At 45.2% G+C, this 17630-nt stretch carries 14 protein-coding genes; 9 read left to right on the plus strand and 5 right to left on the minus strand.

Annotated elements, in window-relative coordinates; all coding sequences use genetic code 11:
- Positions 1-64 precede the first annotated feature (64 nt).
- From ACT89M_RS04720 to ACT89M_RS04735, 4 genes are all read left to right on the plus strand, one after another.
- Complete coding sequence (locus ACT89M_RS04720; RefSeq protein WP_154891158.1) at positions 65-1246, plus strand: alanyl-tRNA editing protein; 1182 nt, start codon at positions 65-67, stop codon at positions 1244-1246.
- A gap of 20 nt (positions 1247-1266) precedes the next feature.
- Positions 1267-2655, plus strand: coding sequence for a DUF1963 domain-containing protein (locus tag ACT89M_RS04725; protein WP_154891159.1), 1389 nt, complete (start codon positions 1267-1269; stop codon positions 2653-2655).
- A 135-nt stretch (positions 2656-2790) separates the two neighbouring features.
- Positions 2791-3249, plus strand: coding sequence for a GNAT family N-acetyltransferase (locus ACT89M_RS04730; protein WP_154891160.1), 459 nt, complete (start codon positions 2791-2793; stop codon positions 3247-3249).
- A 623-nt stretch (positions 3250-3872) separates the two neighbouring features.
- Positions 3873-5231 (plus strand): amino acid permease, encoded by a 1359-nt coding sequence (locus tag ACT89M_RS04735; protein WP_154891161.1) that lies wholly within the window; start codon positions 3873-3875, stop codon positions 5229-5231.
- Between the two features lie 131 nt (positions 5232-5362).
- Here ACT89M_RS04735 and ACT89M_RS04740 read toward each other — a convergent pair whose 3' ends face one another.
- Positions 5363-6343 (minus strand): alpha/beta hydrolase, encoded by a 981-nt coding sequence (locus ACT89M_RS04740; RefSeq protein ID WP_308722294.1) that lies wholly within the window; start codon positions 6341-6343, stop codon positions 5363-5365.
- Positions 6344-6359: 16 nt separating this feature from the next.
- Positions 6360-6974: a TetR/AcrR family transcriptional regulator gene (locus ACT89M_RS04745; protein ID WP_308722295.1), complete on the minus strand. Its 615-nt coding sequence runs from the start codon at positions 6972-6974 to the stop codon at positions 6360-6362.
- 330 nt (positions 6975-7304) lie between these two features.
- Here ACT89M_RS04745 and ACT89M_RS04750 point away from each other — a divergent pair, with 330 nt between their 5' ends.
- From ACT89M_RS04750 to ACT89M_RS04760, 3 genes are all read left to right on the plus strand, one after another.
- Positions 7305-8612 (plus strand): WXG100 family type VII secretion target, encoded by a 1308-nt coding sequence (locus tag ACT89M_RS04750; protein WP_186809774.1) that lies wholly within the window; start codon positions 7305-7307, stop codon positions 8610-8612.
- A 20-nt stretch (positions 8613-8632) separates the two neighbouring features.
- Positions 8633-8998 carry a ribonuclease toxin immunity protein CdiI gene (gene cdiI, locus ACT89M_RS04755; protein WP_154891164.1) on the plus strand — a complete coding sequence of 122 codons (366 nt, stop codon included), beginning with the start codon at positions 8633-8635 and terminating at the stop codon, positions 8996-8998.
- 529 nt (positions 8999-9527) lie between these two features.
- Positions 9528-11282, plus strand: coding sequence for a methyl-accepting chemotaxis protein (locus ACT89M_RS04760; RefSeq protein WP_154891165.1), 1755 nt, complete (start codon positions 9528-9530; stop codon positions 11280-11282).
- A 104-nt stretch (positions 11283-11386) separates the two neighbouring features.
- Here the strand turns inward: ACT89M_RS04760 and ACT89M_RS04765 are convergent, their stop codons facing one another.
- Positions 11387-12292, minus strand: coding sequence for a LysR family transcriptional regulator (locus ACT89M_RS04765; RefSeq protein ID WP_154891166.1), 906 nt, complete (start codon positions 12290-12292; stop codon positions 11387-11389).
- 141 nt (positions 12293-12433) lie between these two features.
- Between ACT89M_RS04765 and ACT89M_RS04770 the strand changes: the two genes are divergently transcribed.
- Positions 12434-13477 carry a 2,3-butanediol dehydrogenase gene (locus tag ACT89M_RS04770; protein ID WP_154891167.1) on the plus strand — a complete coding sequence of 348 codons (1044 nt, stop codon included), beginning with the start codon at positions 12434-12436 and terminating at the stop codon, positions 13475-13477.
- Between the two features lie 198 nt (positions 13478-13675).
- Here the strand turns inward: ACT89M_RS04770 and ACT89M_RS04775 are convergent, their stop codons facing one another.
- Together ACT89M_RS04775 and ACT89M_RS04780 are read right to left on the minus strand one after the other, a co-directional pair.
- Complete coding sequence (locus ACT89M_RS04775) at positions 13676-14191, minus strand: GNAT family N-acetyltransferase (protein WP_154891168.1); 516 nt, start codon at positions 14189-14191, stop codon at positions 13676-13678.
- A gap of 123 nt (positions 14192-14314) precedes the next feature.
- Positions 14315-15082, minus strand: coding sequence for a helix-turn-helix transcriptional regulator (locus tag ACT89M_RS04780; RefSeq protein ID WP_154891169.1), 768 nt, complete (start codon positions 15080-15082; stop codon positions 14315-14317).
- Positions 15083-15289: 207 nt separating this feature from the next.
- Here ACT89M_RS04780 and ACT89M_RS04785 point away from each other — a divergent pair, with 207 nt between their 5' ends.
- Positions 15290-17608 (plus strand): beta-L-arabinofuranosidase domain-containing protein, encoded by a 2319-nt coding sequence (locus ACT89M_RS04785; RefSeq protein ID WP_308722296.1) that lies wholly within the window; start codon positions 15290-15292, stop codon positions 17606-17608.
- The last annotated feature ends 22 nt before the right edge of the window (positions 17609-17630 follow it).

Raw genomic sequence — 17630 nt, forward strand, 5'->3', positions numbered from 1 at the left:
GGGAAATAGTGTAATCTGAGAGTAGAGGTAACTTACTTGAACGAGAAGGGAACGAATCCATTCAATGACTCAAAAAATTTACTATGACTCTGCCTACACGCGCGAGTGGCATACACATATTACCAATCGAATGACGAAAGAAGATGGCGTATACGTTACACTCGCCGAGACTGCATTTTATCCGCACGGCGGTGGACAGCCCTGTGATCTGGGACAGATTGGCGGCATTGCTGTTCTGGATGTGAACTTGGAAAACGGAGAAGTATGGCATAAGCTAGAGCGTTCCCCGGAGCAGGATGATGTGGACTGTGAGCTGGATTGGGAGCGAAGATTTGACCACATGCAGCAACATACGGGCCAGCATTTGTTATCAGCAATTACACTAAAACTGACGGATGCCATGACACTCAGCTTTCACCTGGGCATGGACTACGCTACGATTGATGTAGCTGCAGAGAATCTCAGCGCAGCACAGCTGGCTGAAGTCGAGCAAGAGGTGAATCGGCAGATTGTTCGCAATGCTCCGGTTCGTAGTTCATGGGTTACCGCGGAGGAAGCGACACGTTTACCTTTAGTGAAGCAACCGACAGTGACGGAGGACATTCGCATCGTGGAGATTGAAGATGTAGAGTACAATGCTTGTGGCGGTACACATGTGGCAGCTACAGGCGAAGTAGGCATCATTAAGCTGCTGAAAACGGAGAAGATCAAGAGCAGCACACGAATTTATTTTAAATGCGGTACGAGAGCTTTAAACGAGTTCATGGCCGTTCAGCAGGTGTTGAACGGTATTACGACCAAATTAAAGACAAGCCGGGACGAGCTTCTGGAGCGTATTGGGAAAATGGAACAGGAGCAGAAACAGCTGCAAAGCGAGCTGAATGCTGTCAAATCTGCCAACGACGCTTACTACGCACAGGAACTGCTTGCGGCACGGGAAGGGCTGGTCATTGCCCGGATTTTCGAGGACAAATCACTCAAGGACATGCAAAGTCTTGCTACCAAACTTACGGAAGAACATGAAGGTTTGGTGCTGTTTGCCAGCATCTCGGAAGCGAAGGTTGTGCTGGCTCAGAATGGACAGCCGTCCGAATGGGCGTGCGGGCCGTTTTTCAAAGGAAATCTCGGGGCTTACCAAGGCAAAGGCGGCGGTAGCGAGAAAATAGCTCAGGCAGGATTTGAGAGCAGTGAGGATGCGCTTGCGTTTTACGAATTCACCAAGGAGCAACTTGGACACCATTCCTAAAAATTGAAGGAGGCAGAAGCATGGCAGAACGTATTCCGTGTATACGTGAAGGATGCGACCATATGATTTTGCCAGCAACAGCGGCTAAAACAGGTGGGTATTGTATGCCTTGTAAGCAGGAGATGGAACGGGAGGCACATCAACGTTATATTGAAGCGAATCGGCGTGATGTTAATCTGTACGAGGGCGTTACGGACGCAGCGCAGATTCTGAAAATCATGCATGAACCCCGGACATATAACGAACTTATTCGATATGTACCGTATAAATACTCCATGGAACAAGTATATCTGTCCCTTGCGGTAGAGCAACAACGTGAGATGAAGCGTTACGCAATGGACTTGATCCGCTCAGATGACGGAGATAGCGGTAAGGATATCTTGCTGTATCTTGTTTGTTATCATGATCTGCCCCTGACGGCGGAAATTCCTGAACTTTTGGATAGGGATATCGTTTATCCAGCTGTTCTTTTTAAAAGTGCCTCTGGCGAGACGCGAGATCATCTGATTCAGCAGGTGAACAACGATAAGGAGAATCGTAACCACTTCCTGATCATGCTGGCCTACATCGGTGACGAAGTTGTTGTACAGCAGTTCTGGCAGTGGAAGCAGTCTCCGCCCGAATGGGCTGGCGAGCTATATGTCGAGCCTGAGCGTTATACGTTGCAGGCGGGGTGGGAGTTAACTGAAGAAGGTCAACGCAGAGAATTGTTTATCACCCCAAGTTATTTATTGTATGAAGCAGAACACAGTGATGTAGAGGCAGGCGAGAGTGAGAACCTGAATGGTTCTCCGATTTCTTTACTTGTGCCAAGCTCCAAGCTTTGTCCATGGTGTGGTAGTTCATTTATCAGCTTAATGAATTTACATGTGAAACATCCATCGCTTCGGTCTGTTCAATGGAACTTTCCACAACTTGATGTGCAAACCTGTTTGGTATGCAGCAGTTACAGCGTGGTGTACATGGAAATGGATACAGAAGGGAAACCAATCTGGAGTGAGTATAATGTGAAGCCGGACGGATTTGATGAAATTGATGTAGAAGAGATGAGCGTAGATGTTTCGGGAGTTAGCTCAAGTAGCTTAGATGTAGGTAGCCTTGCTGGCGAGGGAGAGTGGTCAGGAGGGGCGCAGGAGCAGGTACAGCGACGTTGGTTCCGTATCGCGCCGGAACCGCGTCAGCCTTTCCATGGTAGTGAGTGGGCAATGGAACCTTCTATATCACAGGTTGGGGGTCACCCCGGCTGGGTGCAAGATGCAGATTATCCAGTATGTCCAGCCTGCTCTGCTACGATGAAAGCTATCGGACAGTTGGACGGTGAGATGATTCAGGAGAATGGTGAAGGTGTGTATTACATGTTTGCGTGTGAGCCATGCCAGATGACAGCAGTATCGTATCAGCAATCATAATATAATCCACCCACTTTCTTATCGTTTTCCAGCAAGAAACCACTGTTGTTATAAAACCTGACATCGTTGTAATATATAATCATTGATCAGCTTCGTGGAGAGATAAATCACAAAATGTCGGCAGGAGTGGAAACGATGGAAATTAGAGTGGATGATTTGAGTGGGCATCAAGTAAAAGCACTAATCGCGGAGCATTTGTTAGGTATGGCGGCGGATTCCCCACCAGAGAGCATACATGCTTTGAATCTGGATGGGCTGAAGAAGCCCGAGATCACATTTTGGTGTGCATGGGAAGGCAATGAGCTACTTGGCTGCGGAGCCATTAAAGAATTGAACACGGGGCATGGGGAACTGAAATCGATGCGTACAGCTTCCGCTCATTTACGTAAAGGGGTAGCCCGCCATATTTTGACGCACATCATTGAAGAGGCTATGTCTCGTGGATATCAGCGCATCAGTCTGGAAACGGGTTCGATGGATTCGTTTATCCCGGCACGCAAGTTGTATGAAGACTTTGGTTTTGAATATTGCGAGCCGTTTGCTGATTATGTTCTAGACCCAAACAGTACATTTATGACCAAAGTTATCGGATAACATTATAGACGATGAATCTAAACGGAAACGGCCAGTCTCTCTAGTATAGGGGGGCTGGTTTTTAACGTTTATTTATGTGTTGAAGTGTTTATGGTTCTGAGGAAAAAATGAAACATTTGATACAGTTCATACAACGCAAAAAGTGGTAAACTTACATTTGAGATTTGAACGCTGTGACGCATCAATGAAATGGAGGGGCAAAAACATGCTCTACTGGTGGTTTGAAGGATTGAATCCCATTTTCGTTGTATTTGTGTTGTGCCCCTTAATCGCTTTTGTTCTGGGCGTCTGCTGGTACGCTACAAAATGGTGCAGCAGGGCGGTCGCATTAGGTATGTCTCTCTTGTTACCTTTATTGTACATCACCAGTAACTGGGCAACTTTCACCGCCAATTTGGGTGCGTGGGTGATGTATGGAGTGGGATATAGCCTGGTTACATGGGGAACATATCGATTACTTTGTACAGTTATGGGGTATAAATCATAGGCATGTCATAAGTTTGGGATGAATTGGCCATACAGATTGGGTGGGCTGTTTCATCATGGATAGGGTATACTGGACTTTATATTGCTCAAAAATAGACAAGGATTACAGACGTTTTTGTACCTCAGGAGGATTTCAATTGGCTCAGACTCAGACGGAAGAATCATTACAGAAAAAATTAAAACCCAGACACATTACCTTTATGGCGATGGGGGGTGTCATTGGGACAGGCATTTTTAAAGGCAGTGCAGGCACGATTGGACTTGCAGGCCCAGGTGTTATTGTAACGTACATTTTTGCCGGACTGTTGTTGCTTGTGGTTATGGCTGCGATGGCAGAGATGGCTACGGTGTACAAGAATAGAAATATGAAAGATTTCGTACAGGAAGCGTTCGGAAGCAGAGTTTCGTTTATAATGGGATGGATGTATTGCTTCTTGTGGTTATCTGTATGTGTTATCGAGGTCATCGCTGCGGGCAGTTTCCTGCAATATTGGTTCGCGGACGTGCCGCTCTGGATGCTCAGTCTGGCATGTGCGGCATTCATTATACTGGTTAATCTGCTCAGCGTTGGTGTGTTCGGGGAATTTGAGTTTTGGCTGGCCGGAATCAAAATTGCGATGATCATTATTTTTATCGTGCTCGGGGCAGGGCTGATCTTTGGTATTATTCCAAGTGACAACACACCATATCTGCAAAACTATACACAAGCTGGCGGGTTCTTCCCGAACGGATGGACATCGATCTTCTCGGCGCTTCTTGTTGTTATGTTCTCGTATGGAGGGTCGGAGCTAATCGGTCTGACCTTGACGGAAACGGAAAATGCGGAGAAAGTGATGCCAAAGATCGTGGGCAATTTCATGTTCAGAATCATCTTGTTCTTCACGTTGCCGATTCTGATTATCTGTGGCCTGATTCCTTGGAATGAGATTGGGCCGGAAAGCAGCCCGTTTGTACAGGTACTGGCATCAACTGGCCTGCCGGGTGCTGCACATATTATGAACTTTATATTGGTGACCGCGGTGCTGTCCGCAGCGAACTCGGGCATTTACGGAGCATCTCGTATGATGCATTCCATGGCTGTTGGCGGGGAAGCTCCTAAAGCACTTGCCAAGACCAACCGCAACGGAAGCCCGATTAATACCTTGCTGGTGTGTACCGTTGTGCTGCTGGCAGGTTCCATGTTAGGGCTGTTTGCCCAAGATCAGCTGTTTAGAGTGTTACTTGCGGTTCCGGGGTTTGTCGTGATTTTGGTCTGGATCTGCATCGCTGCTTCACAGCTTAAATTGCGCAAAAAGTATCCGGTTCAGCCTACATTCAAGGTATGGGGATTTCCATACATCACCGGAGTCGTTGTCTTGATCCTGAGCGTCATTGCTCTGATGTTTGTGTTTGATGAAGGCAACCGGTTCAGTATTAGCATCTGTCTCGGTGTACTTGCATTGCTGACGATCTGGTCTTTGATTCGATTCCGCAAGATGAATAACAAATCAGCTTAAAGAGGCTAAGTAAAAACAAGGTACAGATGATCTCACATTGTTGAGATGTCTGTACCTTTTTTGATAAGCATATCTATGTTGTTTCTTAGAAAAGATGATTTTGATTATACTGCTGACTTTAACAGATTAAATTATTTTCCTACATACTTATCCATAAAACGGTCCACTCTTGCAAAATACTCTGTTGGATAATGATTAATAGCATCAATGTGTTCGGTATTTGCTGGATACCATACCTCTGCATCAGGATTATTCTTCAAGTTCTCATAGATCTTTTCTGAATTTGTATAACTGATCTGTTGATCCCCAGTACCGTGGATGAGCATAACCGGTTTATTTTGCATCTTCTTAACCGCATCCATAGGCGACACAGAATCAAGATCAACGTCAAATGCCCAATTAGCCATCCATGTGGAGGTATAACCGAATGGAAATGCAGGTAATCCAGAGAATACAGGCAGACCCTCCCTTAAAAATAAACCGGCATTCCGAAACGGACTATCCGCTACAACCGCTTCAATATAATCACTTTCACTTGTAGCTAGCAGAGACGTAGCAGCTCCCATAGAGAAGCCAATGACGCCAATATGTTCGCCTACCTGACCTCTGGATTTCAAATAGTCAACAGCTGCAAGCAGATCATATTTCTCACGCAGACCGAGTGTGATCATCTCACCATCGGATTTACCTTGCGCGCTGAGATCAAAGGCCAATATATTATAACCTTTCGGAATGAAATGCTCTGCCAACTTTGGCGTACGTCCTTTGACGAGGCGATTACTTGTATATCCATGAACGACAATTAGCGTTTTGTTACTTGGTTTGTCTGAAGAAGTGTTTGCCGGGAAGAAGGTCCCTCTTATCGTATTATCATTTTTTAAACTCTTGAATTCAACGACCTCATAGGGGGTTTTATCCATGTTCAATTCATAACTGACATTGGTATCTCGTGGATGGTGTAACAGGATGTCTACGACTTTATAAGATATGAAGAATACGACAGTTAAGATAAGTACGAGTGCAATCGCCAGGCTCCATAATCGTTTCTTATGTTTTTTAATGCGATTTTTAAATGTCGAATTGAGTTCGAGTGACGGTTGTTGCTGCTTCATTTTCTTTCCTCCAGTGTTAGTTCTTGCTGTGTTGTACGGGGGCAAACAGATAATAGGCGTGTGCCTTTAGATTTTCCCATTCCGGATGATGAACAATATCTTCTCCGAGTGTTAACGCTACCCCATTTAAGAAAGAGATATAACTTCGTGAGATCATAGCCGGTGAGAAATCTGGGTTGAATTCTCCCAGGGATTGCCCCTTTGCATAAACAGCTTCAATCGTGTCCGTCATTACTTTTATACTGCTCAGAACCTTTTGAGTAAGCTCTGGGAACCGGATTCGCTGTCCCAATACAGACTGAACAAGTCGTAACTCATTGGTATAGAAGTAAATATGGTCGAATTGGTCTTTGACCATATTTTTAAGTAATTCGGCTGGCGTACCGTTTTGTTGGAGCATAGCAAGTGATTTCTTCTGGATATCTTCAAGCGGTTCCAGGACAGCCGCATGAAACAAAGCTTCTTTAGTTTGGAAGTATTGAAATATGGTTCCGGAAGTCACACCGATATTTTTAGCAATAAGAGCCGTTGTGGTGTTTGAGTATCCATTTTCCGCAAACAAGACGACAGCTTCTTCCAAGATGCGCTTACGTCGCTCAAGCCTTTTCTGTTCATTCACAGTTCTAGCCACAAAAATTCTCCTTTCTCTTATCTGCACATTAATTAATTTATTAATTAACTGATCAATTAATTAATAATATAGCCTAATCTATCTTATATGACAATAGTAAGTTTTGAATCGGTGCAGTGGGGGGCATCTAGGTCACAAAGACAGTTACAAATAGGGCGTACTGGGGGTAATAGGAACTAAAGGATTAAGTCAGGAGTCTCTACGAAAAGAATTTCAATCCAGTTATACTGAATCCCATGTGCTGGTGGATGAACTGGCATATATGAAACACAGAATTTTCGTGTAACAACGAAATACATAATTAGAACGATATCGATAACGAGGTACACCATGACAACGATTAAAGTAACCCCGGAACAGCTATTGTCCGTTTCAAAACAGTTCGCTTCAGCCCAAAGTCAGATTGCTCAGATGAATCACATCTTGAAACAACAGCTGTTCGAAATTGAAAGGCAGTGGAACGGGAGCACCAAGGAAAGATTTTATGCTGATTTCATCGCGGCGCAACGAGTGATGGACAACTTCAGTTCACTATCCCTCTCGATTGCCAAAACGCTTGAAGGACATGCGGAGAAGTTCAGACTGGCGGATCAGCAGACTACGCAATCCTACGATGCAAATTGTATGCCGCCTCCACCGAATGAATGCCGGGCTCCCACTGTAGACAATCGTAATGCTTTTCAAAAATCGGTGGATAGTTTGAAAGAACTGGGTACTGGTTTTATGCAGGCTGCAGATGACCGCTACCAGAAGCGTTACGACAGTGTCGGCGGATTTCTGGACTATTGGACGTTTGGTATCCCAAGTGGTCTGGTGGAAGGTTACATGGATAGAGCGGATAAAGCCTTTAATTCTGCCAATGATACAGCCAATTGGTTGACATTTGGCATCCATGGTACAATCCGTGAAGCGATATTCCCCACGAATGCCTGGTCCAGCGAACATTGGGCCAATATGATGGGCATGGGAGGCATGATGGTCGGCGGTGGCCTCACCGCTAAGATGATCAAACCGCATAATTTACTGACCTCGTCAGGAGGCGGCGCCAAGGTTAGTGCGTTTAATCGTTTGCCTGAGGCGGGACGGATGACGGAAAATAGTAAGATCACTCGAACAGGCGCAGAATGGGATGAGTACTTACGTTCAAAATATGGTGATGATAATGTTACATGGGTGAATAAAAATAATTTTGAGTATTTGGACGGTTTTGACGATCATCTAATAAATGCACAAAGTATTGTAAGGAAAAAGAATAAAGGGATTGTCGGAGGTCACAATTTAGAAAGTTTCGAAAGGATTTTAACAGACCAAGGTTGGAATCTTGAGGAACTTATTGTTTCGAAAACACCACATCCTACAATATCTGGAGTCCTCGAGATTGATTATAGAATTCCGGCACTTGATAGGGAATTGAAAGTAATAGCTGATCAGTATAAAAATATTCCAAGTCCTAAGACTGTATATGATCCAAAAGTAATTTCAAATGAACAAATGATACAATGGGGAAAAGAAGCGATGGCGAGTGGAGAGATTGTGGTTAGGGAAATTCGTGGAACAGCATCGAACGGTCTAAAATTCACAGGATATCTTAATGAAAGTGGAAAAGTAACCAACTTCTTTCCGACGATATCAGAATAATGTATAGGAGGATGATTTTGATGAATGCCAAATTAACAGAAAAAGAGTTAATAGATATGTATTATCGACATCTTGAGGGAAAATATTTTTTAGATGCACTTAAAAAATATAGCGTTGGAGAAGGGTATGGTGGTAGTGAAAGTGTTTGGTGTGTTTTTGCTGGTGAGATAGATGAGTGGGAAGAAGAATATTTCGGAGATACGGGGGTTTGTTATTTTTTTGATTATCCTGCGGTAGAGAAAGATCAGACAGTTGTACTGGATTACTCCACTTTTTATCAGTATCTATGGGAAGCCAGTATTGACTATTTAAAGAGTAATCCAAATGTTAAGGATGAGGTTGAAGTTCGACTAATAGAAATCAAGCAAAAGTTTAATATTGCATAAGCTGGGTAGGAGCATACCTAACTCATAGCATTACTTAGGTAGATAAACTAGTTAAACTTATTTTCTATGATTTTTTATGAATAGATATAATTACTTTCATTTTATACTCAAAATTGCAAAAGATTTAGATCTATCAGGTTGATTATGGTCAGATATTTTTCATGATTGACCTTTTATCCGATCAAATCATTTTATGTAGAAAATGAATATACAATTGTTATCTCAGACAGAGAGACTCTCTCGAAACATGACCCACATAAGATGATAAAGTAACTACAGACCTCCAACTACCATGTTGGAGTTTTTCTTTGCCTGAAATCCTCTAAAAACCTCGCTAAATAACTCTTTTTAAAGTCCCTAATACCAAAGCGAATACGGAAATGATAACGTTTTTATGTAAATCCAATATTTTCTTGCGTAATTCGACATATTCGTATACTATTTTCCCATACTTAGTGCTTCAAACATATGTTTTTTGGGTACGGCCTAGTCAAAAAGGCTTGGGTTCGTGGGGAGGAAGAGGGAGCAAATGATCGGTTTTTTCAGGAAACGTCTGGTTGTGCGCATTGCGGCTATTGTTACACTGGTCATTACGATTATAGCTGCGGGAAGTATGCTGACGCAGATCGCTAATGTGAAACTTGCTGCGCAGGGGGCTATCACAAGCTACAATATTCAGATTGCCGAGAGTTATGTGAAGCAATTGGATACAGCATCATATGTGGACTTTGCCAAGGACCCCAAGGAAAATGAGGAGTATCTTCGTATTCGGGATGAATTGGATGATTTTCGAGTGCGTATTGGTGCCATGTATGTGTATTTCGTCAAAATTGACGATAAAGGAACGCCACTGATCATGGTGGATGGCATGAAGGATGCGGATAAAGCTTCAGCAATTAACGAAGTAACGGACATTCCTGCAGATGCGGTGCAGAAGTTGCTACAAGGGGAAACAGCAAGTTCGCCGATCATTAACAATCCAGAGTACGGTAATTATATTTCTTCCTACGCTCCAATTCTGAATAGCAACGGTACTCTTGCGGGTGTAATTGGTATCGATACAGGGATTTCTGTTATCGGAGGTATCGAAACCGATATTTTGAGATCAAGTCTGCCGTTGTATGTGATCCTACTGCTCGCTACTCTTGCAGGTATTGCTATAGTGATGTGGTTTATCGTTAGAGGACTGCGCCCTCTACATCCGCTGAAATCAAGTGTGGAAAAGATGGCACAAGGTGAGCTTGCCGAAGCTAATCGCATTTTGACAGCCTATCGTTTGAAGAGCAGAGATGAGATCGGAACAACGTATCAGGCGATGATACATATGTCTGGGAATTTAAATAAAATAGTAAGTGACATGGTTGGAGGAGTAGCTTTAACAACCGAATTGTTATCCGAATCCACGAAAGAGTTTAATCGGAGTACCGAAGAGATGCTCGCGATGAGTAAAACAGTGGATCGTGCCGTTGAGGAAATAAGACAAGGTGCGCATACACAGAAGCAGAGTGCAAGTGACAGTGCGCATGCTATGGAAGAGATTGCAAAAGGCATCAACGATATATCTGAATCCTCCAATGTGGTATCGGATGCGGCAACAATGGCGCTGACTACGGCGGAATCGGGGCAGCAACGCATGACGATTATGAAGAAACAGATGGAAAACATCTCTGCAGTATCTGGAGAGGTTACCACGATGGTGCAGGTGTTAAACAACTATTCTACTGAAATTGGTGGTGCACTGCATACGGTACGTGACTTCGCAAGTCAAACCAAACTGCTCGCGCTTAATGCCTCCATTGAGGCTGCACATGCGGGTGAGCATGGAAAGGGTTTTGCGGTTGTGGCAGAAGAAGTGAGGAAACTTGCCGAAGCCTCCAGTTCGTCTATGGAACGAATCTCGGACTTATTACTTCGTATTGAACAGGAGTCACAGCAGATAGGTTCCCGAATGGGGGTTACTGCCCAGGAGATTGGTCAGGGGGTCGTATTTACAACTGAAGCCGAGCAGGCCTTCTCACAAGTCGTGGATGCGTTCCAACTAGTTACCCAGCGTATACAGGAGGTCTCTGCTGCGGCTGAAGAAATTACGGCCGGATCGGAAGAGGCGGCAGCTTCGGTCAACACGATTTCACAGATTTCCGCAGGCGTGTCGGATCACTCGGATGAGATATACCGTTTGATGCAGGATCAATCGGTGATGTTCCGTAAGGTGGCCGAAACGTCTACGATGCTGGAACAGCAAACGAATGAGATGAGTGAAGCGGTGAAAAAGGTGAAGGTGTAAGTGAAGCGCAACTAAATTTAGAGGAAATAAGTAAAGTGCTCCGCCACATGGCGAAGCGCTTTTTTTTTGCTAGGGGCATATAACCTATATACATGGACAGCAGATTATAGATGACCGAGTTCTATCGCTTGTTTGAAACGACGGGCAAATTGTTCTGCCGCAGCTGCAGCCTCCCTGAATTCCGTCTGCACGAAGCCGATCTGCATTTTGGGCTGCTGGATCTCGGTAATTTCGACCATCTTAATTAACCCCTCTTTCCAAAGCGGGTGTTGGTGAAAAGAAAAATCATGCCCAATAGTCGCGGCAATATTACTGGTTAACACAGTGCTGATAGCCTCCGAATTATTGGTCTTAAATAAGATGGATAAAGGCCCATATTCGTAGGTGAACTCCTGCAGAAAATCTTCAATGAAACCGTCCCGATATAACGCTAGATTATACTCTTTTAGTTGCTCTGGAGTCACGCGTGCGTGCTTAGCCAGTTCAGACAGTTGATGGGTGCATACAACAAGCTTGCTCGAATACATCGGTGTAAAATGTAACCCATCCAATTCGCGCAGTTGTTTCGCGTAAATGGCGATAAAGCCCAGATGGGTTTTATTATTGCGGATGTCCTCAATGATCTCCATGGAACCTTTCTCTTCAATCGATAATCTCAGTTGTGAATGATCTCGTTTCATATCTGCTGCCGACTGCACCAAGTAAGGCATAACACTCGGGAAAGTAGCCACATGAAGATCACCGGTCAATGTAGATGTCGTTGCATTTAGTGATTTCAATTCATCAATTCGCTGCAAAATGTCCAGCGCTTTGGCGATAAATTGTTTACCCTCCGGCGTGGGATGAGTGCCTTGTCTGGAACGCTCGAATAGTAGCAGCCCCAGCTCTTTTTCCAGGCGATGAACCGATTGGCTGATCGCAGATTGCGTGACATGAAGATGCTCCGATGCGGCGGAGAACGATTGCGTTTTGGCGATTTCGACAACGTATTCGAGTTGTTCCAGATTCATGCGATCATCCCTTTTTAGCATTAGTATAAGTAATGTTAACATAAGTATCTATAAATATGAATAATGGTTGAATAGCGATATAATATATAGACAAGCAGAACATTCTTGTATTAACAGTTTAGATAAAAGGGGATGTACAGAATGAAGGCAGCAGTGTGGTATGGTCATAAAGACGTGCGTGTGGAAGATCGTGAGGTTCCGGTTGCAAAGTCTGGCCAGGTGCAGATCAAAGTCGAGTATGCCGGAATCTGCGGTAGTGACTTACATGCGTATCATCATGGTGTAGGTATTCAAGAGGGAGAGAATCATCCGCTTTCAGGACAAAAAGCGCCGCTGACACTGGGACACGAGTTTGCAGGAACAGTAAGTGCTCTAGGTGATCATGTAAGCGGTATCAATATTGGTGATCGCGTGGTGGTTGAACCTCTCTACCATTGTGGAACGTGTGAGTACTGTATTCAAGGTAGATACAATCAGTGTACTCAATTTGGTTTTGTCGGATTGAACGCGGATGGCGGTTTTGCCGAATATGTAGTCGTGGAAGCGTATATGGTGCACCCGATTCCAGATCAAGTCTCTTTTGAAGAAGGGGCGCTTGTAGAACCGACTGCCGTTGCTTTTCATGCTGTGCGTCATAGTAAGTTAAAAGTCGGAAATAAGGTTGCTGTATACGGTGCAGGGCCGATTGGTTTGCTGACCATCTTGTCAGCCAAAGCAGCTGGGGCATCTGAAGTGTACGCTGTCGATGTATTCGAAGATCGTCTGGAACTGGCGGCTAAACTTGGCGCAATTCCGGTAAATAGCAGTAAGGTGGATGCAACACAGGTCATTACGCAGCAATCCGGTGGAATCGATGTCGCGTATGAAGCAGCTGGCGTGCAACCGACGATGGACAGTGCTGTGTCCGTGATTAAAAAAGGTGGAGAAGTTGTGGTGATCGCCGCGATTCCGAACCCGCTTCAAGTGAACTTCTTCGACATGTTGGTAAAAGAAGCGAATCTGACCGCCACATTGGCGTACCGACATATCTTCCCTGAGGTCATCTCACTCATTGCTGAAGGCGCACTCGATGTGAAGCAGGTAATCACCAAGAAAATTAAGCTGCATGATGTTGTGCAGGAGGGACTTGAGCTGTTGATGAGCGACAAGAGTCATGCGAAAATTCTGATTGAGATTGGCGGTTAAGCTCAGGTTCAAGATGCTAATCTTTTGTAACGTTATGATATCAAGTTTAAACAAAGAGGGCTGTTCCTCTTGTCATCTACAGATGGCAGGAGAACAGCCCTATGTTTCATGTTTATAAAGAGACGTAACATTCTCCAGAATGCACTATTACTTTGGATAAGCCTGGTAAGTCCGTATTATATGTCGTCCGTTAAGACTTTATTTTATCTCGTAACGATAACAGATTACCTGCCCTCCGCCCTCCACGGGACTAAGCTCCTGATCTTTAATAAAGCCAAACCGCTCATATAACCGAATGGCATTCACCATCTGACCACCGGTATAGAGATAAACTGCATTTTTGCCCAGCTCCTTCGTGGATTCCACACACCGCTGAAGCAGTTCACGGGCAATGCCATGTCCTCTCCACTCGGGATCAACACCCAGCAGACGAATAAACGGATAATCAATCGGCAGATCAAAATTGGGAGAGGCTTTATGTGCCGTTTCAAATAACTGAACGGTACCGACAATCCGATCTTCGATCTTGGCTACCCATAATTCAGTCAAGTATGGATTGTCCACGGATTCGCGGATATCTTTCAGGTAGGCTTCCCAACGATCCGATTGCTCAAACGAGCTCTGGTATTCCGCGTAACTGGCAACCAGAATGTCAACAATCTCAGCATGGTCAGCTGGGGAAGCAGGATGAATCGTAATGGCAGCCGTCGTCATGTCTAAATTCTCCTTTTCTTATAAGTAAAGTGGGGAATGATATTTCCTTGCATTATAACACAGTGAATTCAAACCGATATATTAGAATCTTCTATAAGTGATTTCAACATTTCTATATCTTTTTTACAACCGATTCAGCTGTGTACTGTATAGATGGTTGCGATATTCGGTTGGCGTACTGGCCTCGTGTTGTTTGAAGGTACGCAGAAACAGCTTGTAATCACTAAAGCCGCATTGGGCTGCAATCTCTTTCACACTGGCATTGGTGTTGAGCAACAGTCGTTTGGCACGGCGCATGCGTTCGGTGAGGATATACGTTTTGAGTCCGATTCCCTTTTCCCGCTTCACCATTTTGGAAATGTAGTCCTTGTTGAAATTAAAGTTCTCCGCAATCTCACTCACCGTAATATTCAGATGCAGATGGATATCGACCCACTTACAGATATGATCCACCACGGCGTTATGCTGGCGATAGTCTGAGCGCAGGTTACGTTCCATTTCTTTGAGAAGTAATAGCGCAGCAGCATCCGCCTCTTCGGACGAGAAGGAAGATACATGCAATAACTGCTTGAACAGTTGATTTGCCATAGAAGGAATCTGAATGGTTGAAAGAGTTGGAAAGTCACAGAATAAGCCAGGTGCTGTACCGTAATGTATCCAGTAGAAGCTCACAGGTGCGTCACTAATCTGGTAACCATAATGCGTTCGGCCCGCCTTTAAAAATAAAAGATCATCCGCACGAACAACGTATCGTTTGTCCTCCTCCGCAATATACATCTCACCTTCCAGCATCAAAATGATCTCATGAACCGGCATGCTTCGACGCATATGGCTCCAGTTGCCCTCTGATATGAATTTTCCACATAAATAGTGCTCCAATGGTTTTGACATAGGACGGATTTATCCACCTTTTCTTGGATTCTGAGTCTGCTGTAACTGTAGTTTATTTGATAATATGAGGACATTCAAGGGTGAAAGCTAGATGGCAGAGATAAGTTCTAGCCGGAGTGGAACACGGATTTTATCCTTTATCTCTAAATACAGCCCTACTAAAAGAAACCATTTGAAGTTATTTCATATGCCAAAGGAGCGAGCCACATGATCGATACGAGAAAAGGATTTCTGGGCCCCTCACAGGTTAACTTGCTGAAAGGTCCATTTCAAACGTCACAACATATCGGTGAACGTTACTTGTTATCACTGGAGATTGACCGCTTTCTGGCTCCATGTTATGAAGCCCACGGATTAACACCTCGCAAGGAACGATATGCAGGCTGGGAGGCACGCTCGATTAGCGGACATTCCCTCGGACATTACATGTCGGCTCTCGCGGTGACGTATCAGGCGACGGGTAATTCTACTTTAAAGCAAACGCTCGATTATGCTGTGAATGAACTGGCGGCAATTCAACAGACGACGGGCAGCGGATATGTCGGGGGTTTGTCTGAGGAGGCTTTCCGTATGGCTTTTCGCGCGGAGAACATTGGCGGATTTAACATCGGTGAATATTGGGTTCCGTGGTACAGCGTGCATAAAATCTATCGTGGTCTGATTGATGCCTATCAAAAGACGGGCAATGAGCAGGCTCTTGAGGTGGTTGCACGTTTTGCGGATTGGGCAGTGACGGGACTGAGTGCCATGACCGAGGAGCAGATCCAGACGATGCTGATGTCTGAGCATGGCGGGATGAACGAAGTGTTTGCCCAATTGTACGGGATTACAGGAAACTCAGCCTATCTGAGGGCTGCCCGTCAATTCACGCACCAACTCATTCTGGAACCGCTGGAGCAGGAGCGGGATGAGTTGCAAGGAAGGCATGCCAACACGCAGATTCCCAAGGTCATCGGCGCAGCCGAAATATACAATCAAGACCCTGCACGGACATCATACCGGACAGCGGCACAATTTTTCTGGGATACAACCGTGAAGCATCGTTCTTATGTCTTTGGCGCGACAAGCATATCCGAGCATTATGAAGCAAAGGGCATGGAGAGCCTTGGCATCAAAACCGGGGAGAGCTGCTGTACGCACAACATGATGCATCTGACCAAGCAGCTGTTTGCCTGGAACCGGGACAGTGCCTACATGGACTATTATGAGAACGCGGTCTATAACCATATCCTCGGCACGCAAGACCCGATTACGGGCAACAAAACCTATTTTGCCTCCACTCTGCAAGGGCATTACAAAATCTACGGCACACGTGATACGGCTTGGTGGTGCTGCACCGGATCAGGCATGGAGAACCCGGGCAAGTATGCAGAAGCTATCTATTATGAGGATGAACAAGACTTGTATGTGAACCTCTACATCGCTTCCGAGCTGGAGTGGGCATCACAGGGACTGAACTTAAAGCTGGAAACGGACTTCCCCTATTCGGAAAAAGCAATCCTGACAATCACCGAAGGCAGCGCCTCGGCTTGTCTAAGACTACGCGTGCCGTCCTGGCTTCAGGAGCCGATGACGGCAACCGTAGGCGGGGATTCGGCCCAGTCGTATACACGTCTGGAACCCGGCTATCTGTCCATCGATCGCGCTTGGTCAGCGGGCGATACGATTACTATTACGCTGCCGATGGCACTGCGTAAATATACAGCACGGGATGATGCCCACAAGGTGGCATTCCAGTATGGCCCGATTGTGTTAGCTGGTGCGCTTGGAAGTGAAGGACTTCCCGAGGATACCATTATCGACGAAACTGCACTGAATCCAAAAACAGCTCCCGTACCCGTTATCCAAACGGAAGAAGAGGATGTGAGCAAGTGGATCAAGGTTGTCGATAAAGAGAAGCTTACATTTGAGCTTAGTGAGGAAGTGACATCTACAGGTGAAGCGGTGAAACTAATTCCGTTTTATGATGTGCATCATGAGTTCTATACGGTGTATTGGGCGTTGAATGATGAAGGGGATGCGCTGGAGAAAGCGTTAAATGATATCACCATCGATAGCGTGCAGCCGGATGGTCAGCAGGATGAGATCGGGCATCAATTGGAGAGCAACTGCCGCGGGGAGCAATATAATGGCTCCGGTACAGACGGACGCAGCAGGCTGTATATGTGGCGTGAGGCTTACGGAGTAAACGAAGCAGCATTCGGCTACCGCTTGGCTGTCGAGCCGGATGCTCTGAATCATTTGTGCGTAGCCTATTGGGGCGGGGACTATCTACATTTTGACCGAGAGGGTATCCGGTATGAAAGGCAGTTTAGTATTTTGGTGGAAGATGTAGTTGTAGGGGAACAGCGCATTCATATGAACAAGATCGGCGAAGTATTCCGTGTCAGCTATGAGATTCCGGAAGAGGTCACCAGAGATAAAGAGAGTGTGAAGGTAACATTCCAGGCAATCGGGGACGACGGCTGTGCGGGAAAAGTGACAGAGGTTCGTACAACACGTAGCAGACCGGATTTTTGCGTGTGAGCGTCCAGTAACAACAAATCAT

This window comes from Paenibacillus sp. NN59, assembly GCF_057597225.1.

Excerpts from the sequence above, each read along its gene's own strand:
- ACT89M_RS04730 (WP_154891160.1), top strand. The coding sequence starts at position 2,791 with ATGGAAATTAGAGTGGATGATTTGAGTGGGCATCAAGTAAAAGCACTA.
- ACT89M_RS04775 (WP_154891168.1), bottom strand. The coding sequence starts at position 14,191 with ATGACGACGGCTGCCATTACGATTCATCCTGCTTCCCCAGCTGACCAT.
- ACT89M_RS04720 (WP_154891158.1), top strand. The coding sequence starts at position 65 with ATGACTCAAAAAATTTACTATGACTCTGCCTACACGCGCGAGTGGCAT.
- ACT89M_RS04765 (WP_154891166.1), bottom strand. The coding sequence starts at position 12,292 with ATGAATCTGGAACAACTCGAATACGTTGTCGAAATCGCCAAAACGCAA.
- ACT89M_RS04740 (WP_308722294.1), bottom strand. The coding sequence starts at position 6,343 with ATGAAGCAGCAACAACCGTCACTCGAACTCAATTCGACATTTAAAAAT.
- ACT89M_RS04725 (WP_154891159.1), top strand. The coding sequence starts at position 1,267 with ATGGCAGAACGTATTCCGTGTATACGTGAAGGATGCGACCATATGATT.
- ACT89M_RS04760 (WP_154891165.1), top strand. The coding sequence starts at position 9,528 with ATGATCGGTTTTTTCAGGAAACGTCTGGTTGTGCGCATTGCGGCTATT.
- ACT89M_RS04770 (WP_154891167.1), top strand. The coding sequence starts at position 12,434 with ATGAAGGCAGCAGTGTGGTATGGTCATAAAGACGTGCGTGTGGAAGAT.
- ACT89M_RS04780 (WP_154891169.1), bottom strand. The coding sequence starts at position 15,082 with ATGTCAAAACCATTGGAGCACTATTTATGTGGAAAATTCATATCAGAG.
- ACT89M_RS04785 (WP_308722296.1), top strand. The coding sequence starts at position 15,290 with ATGATCGATACGAGAAAAGGATTTCTGGGCCCCTCACAGGTTAACTTG.
- ACT89M_RS04750 (WP_186809774.1), top strand. The coding sequence starts at position 7,305 with ATGACAACGATTAAAGTAACCCCGGAACAGCTATTGTCCGTTTCAAAA.
- cdiI (WP_154891164.1), top strand. The coding sequence starts at position 8,633 with ATGAATGCCAAATTAACAGAAAAAGAGTTAATAGATATGTATTATCGA.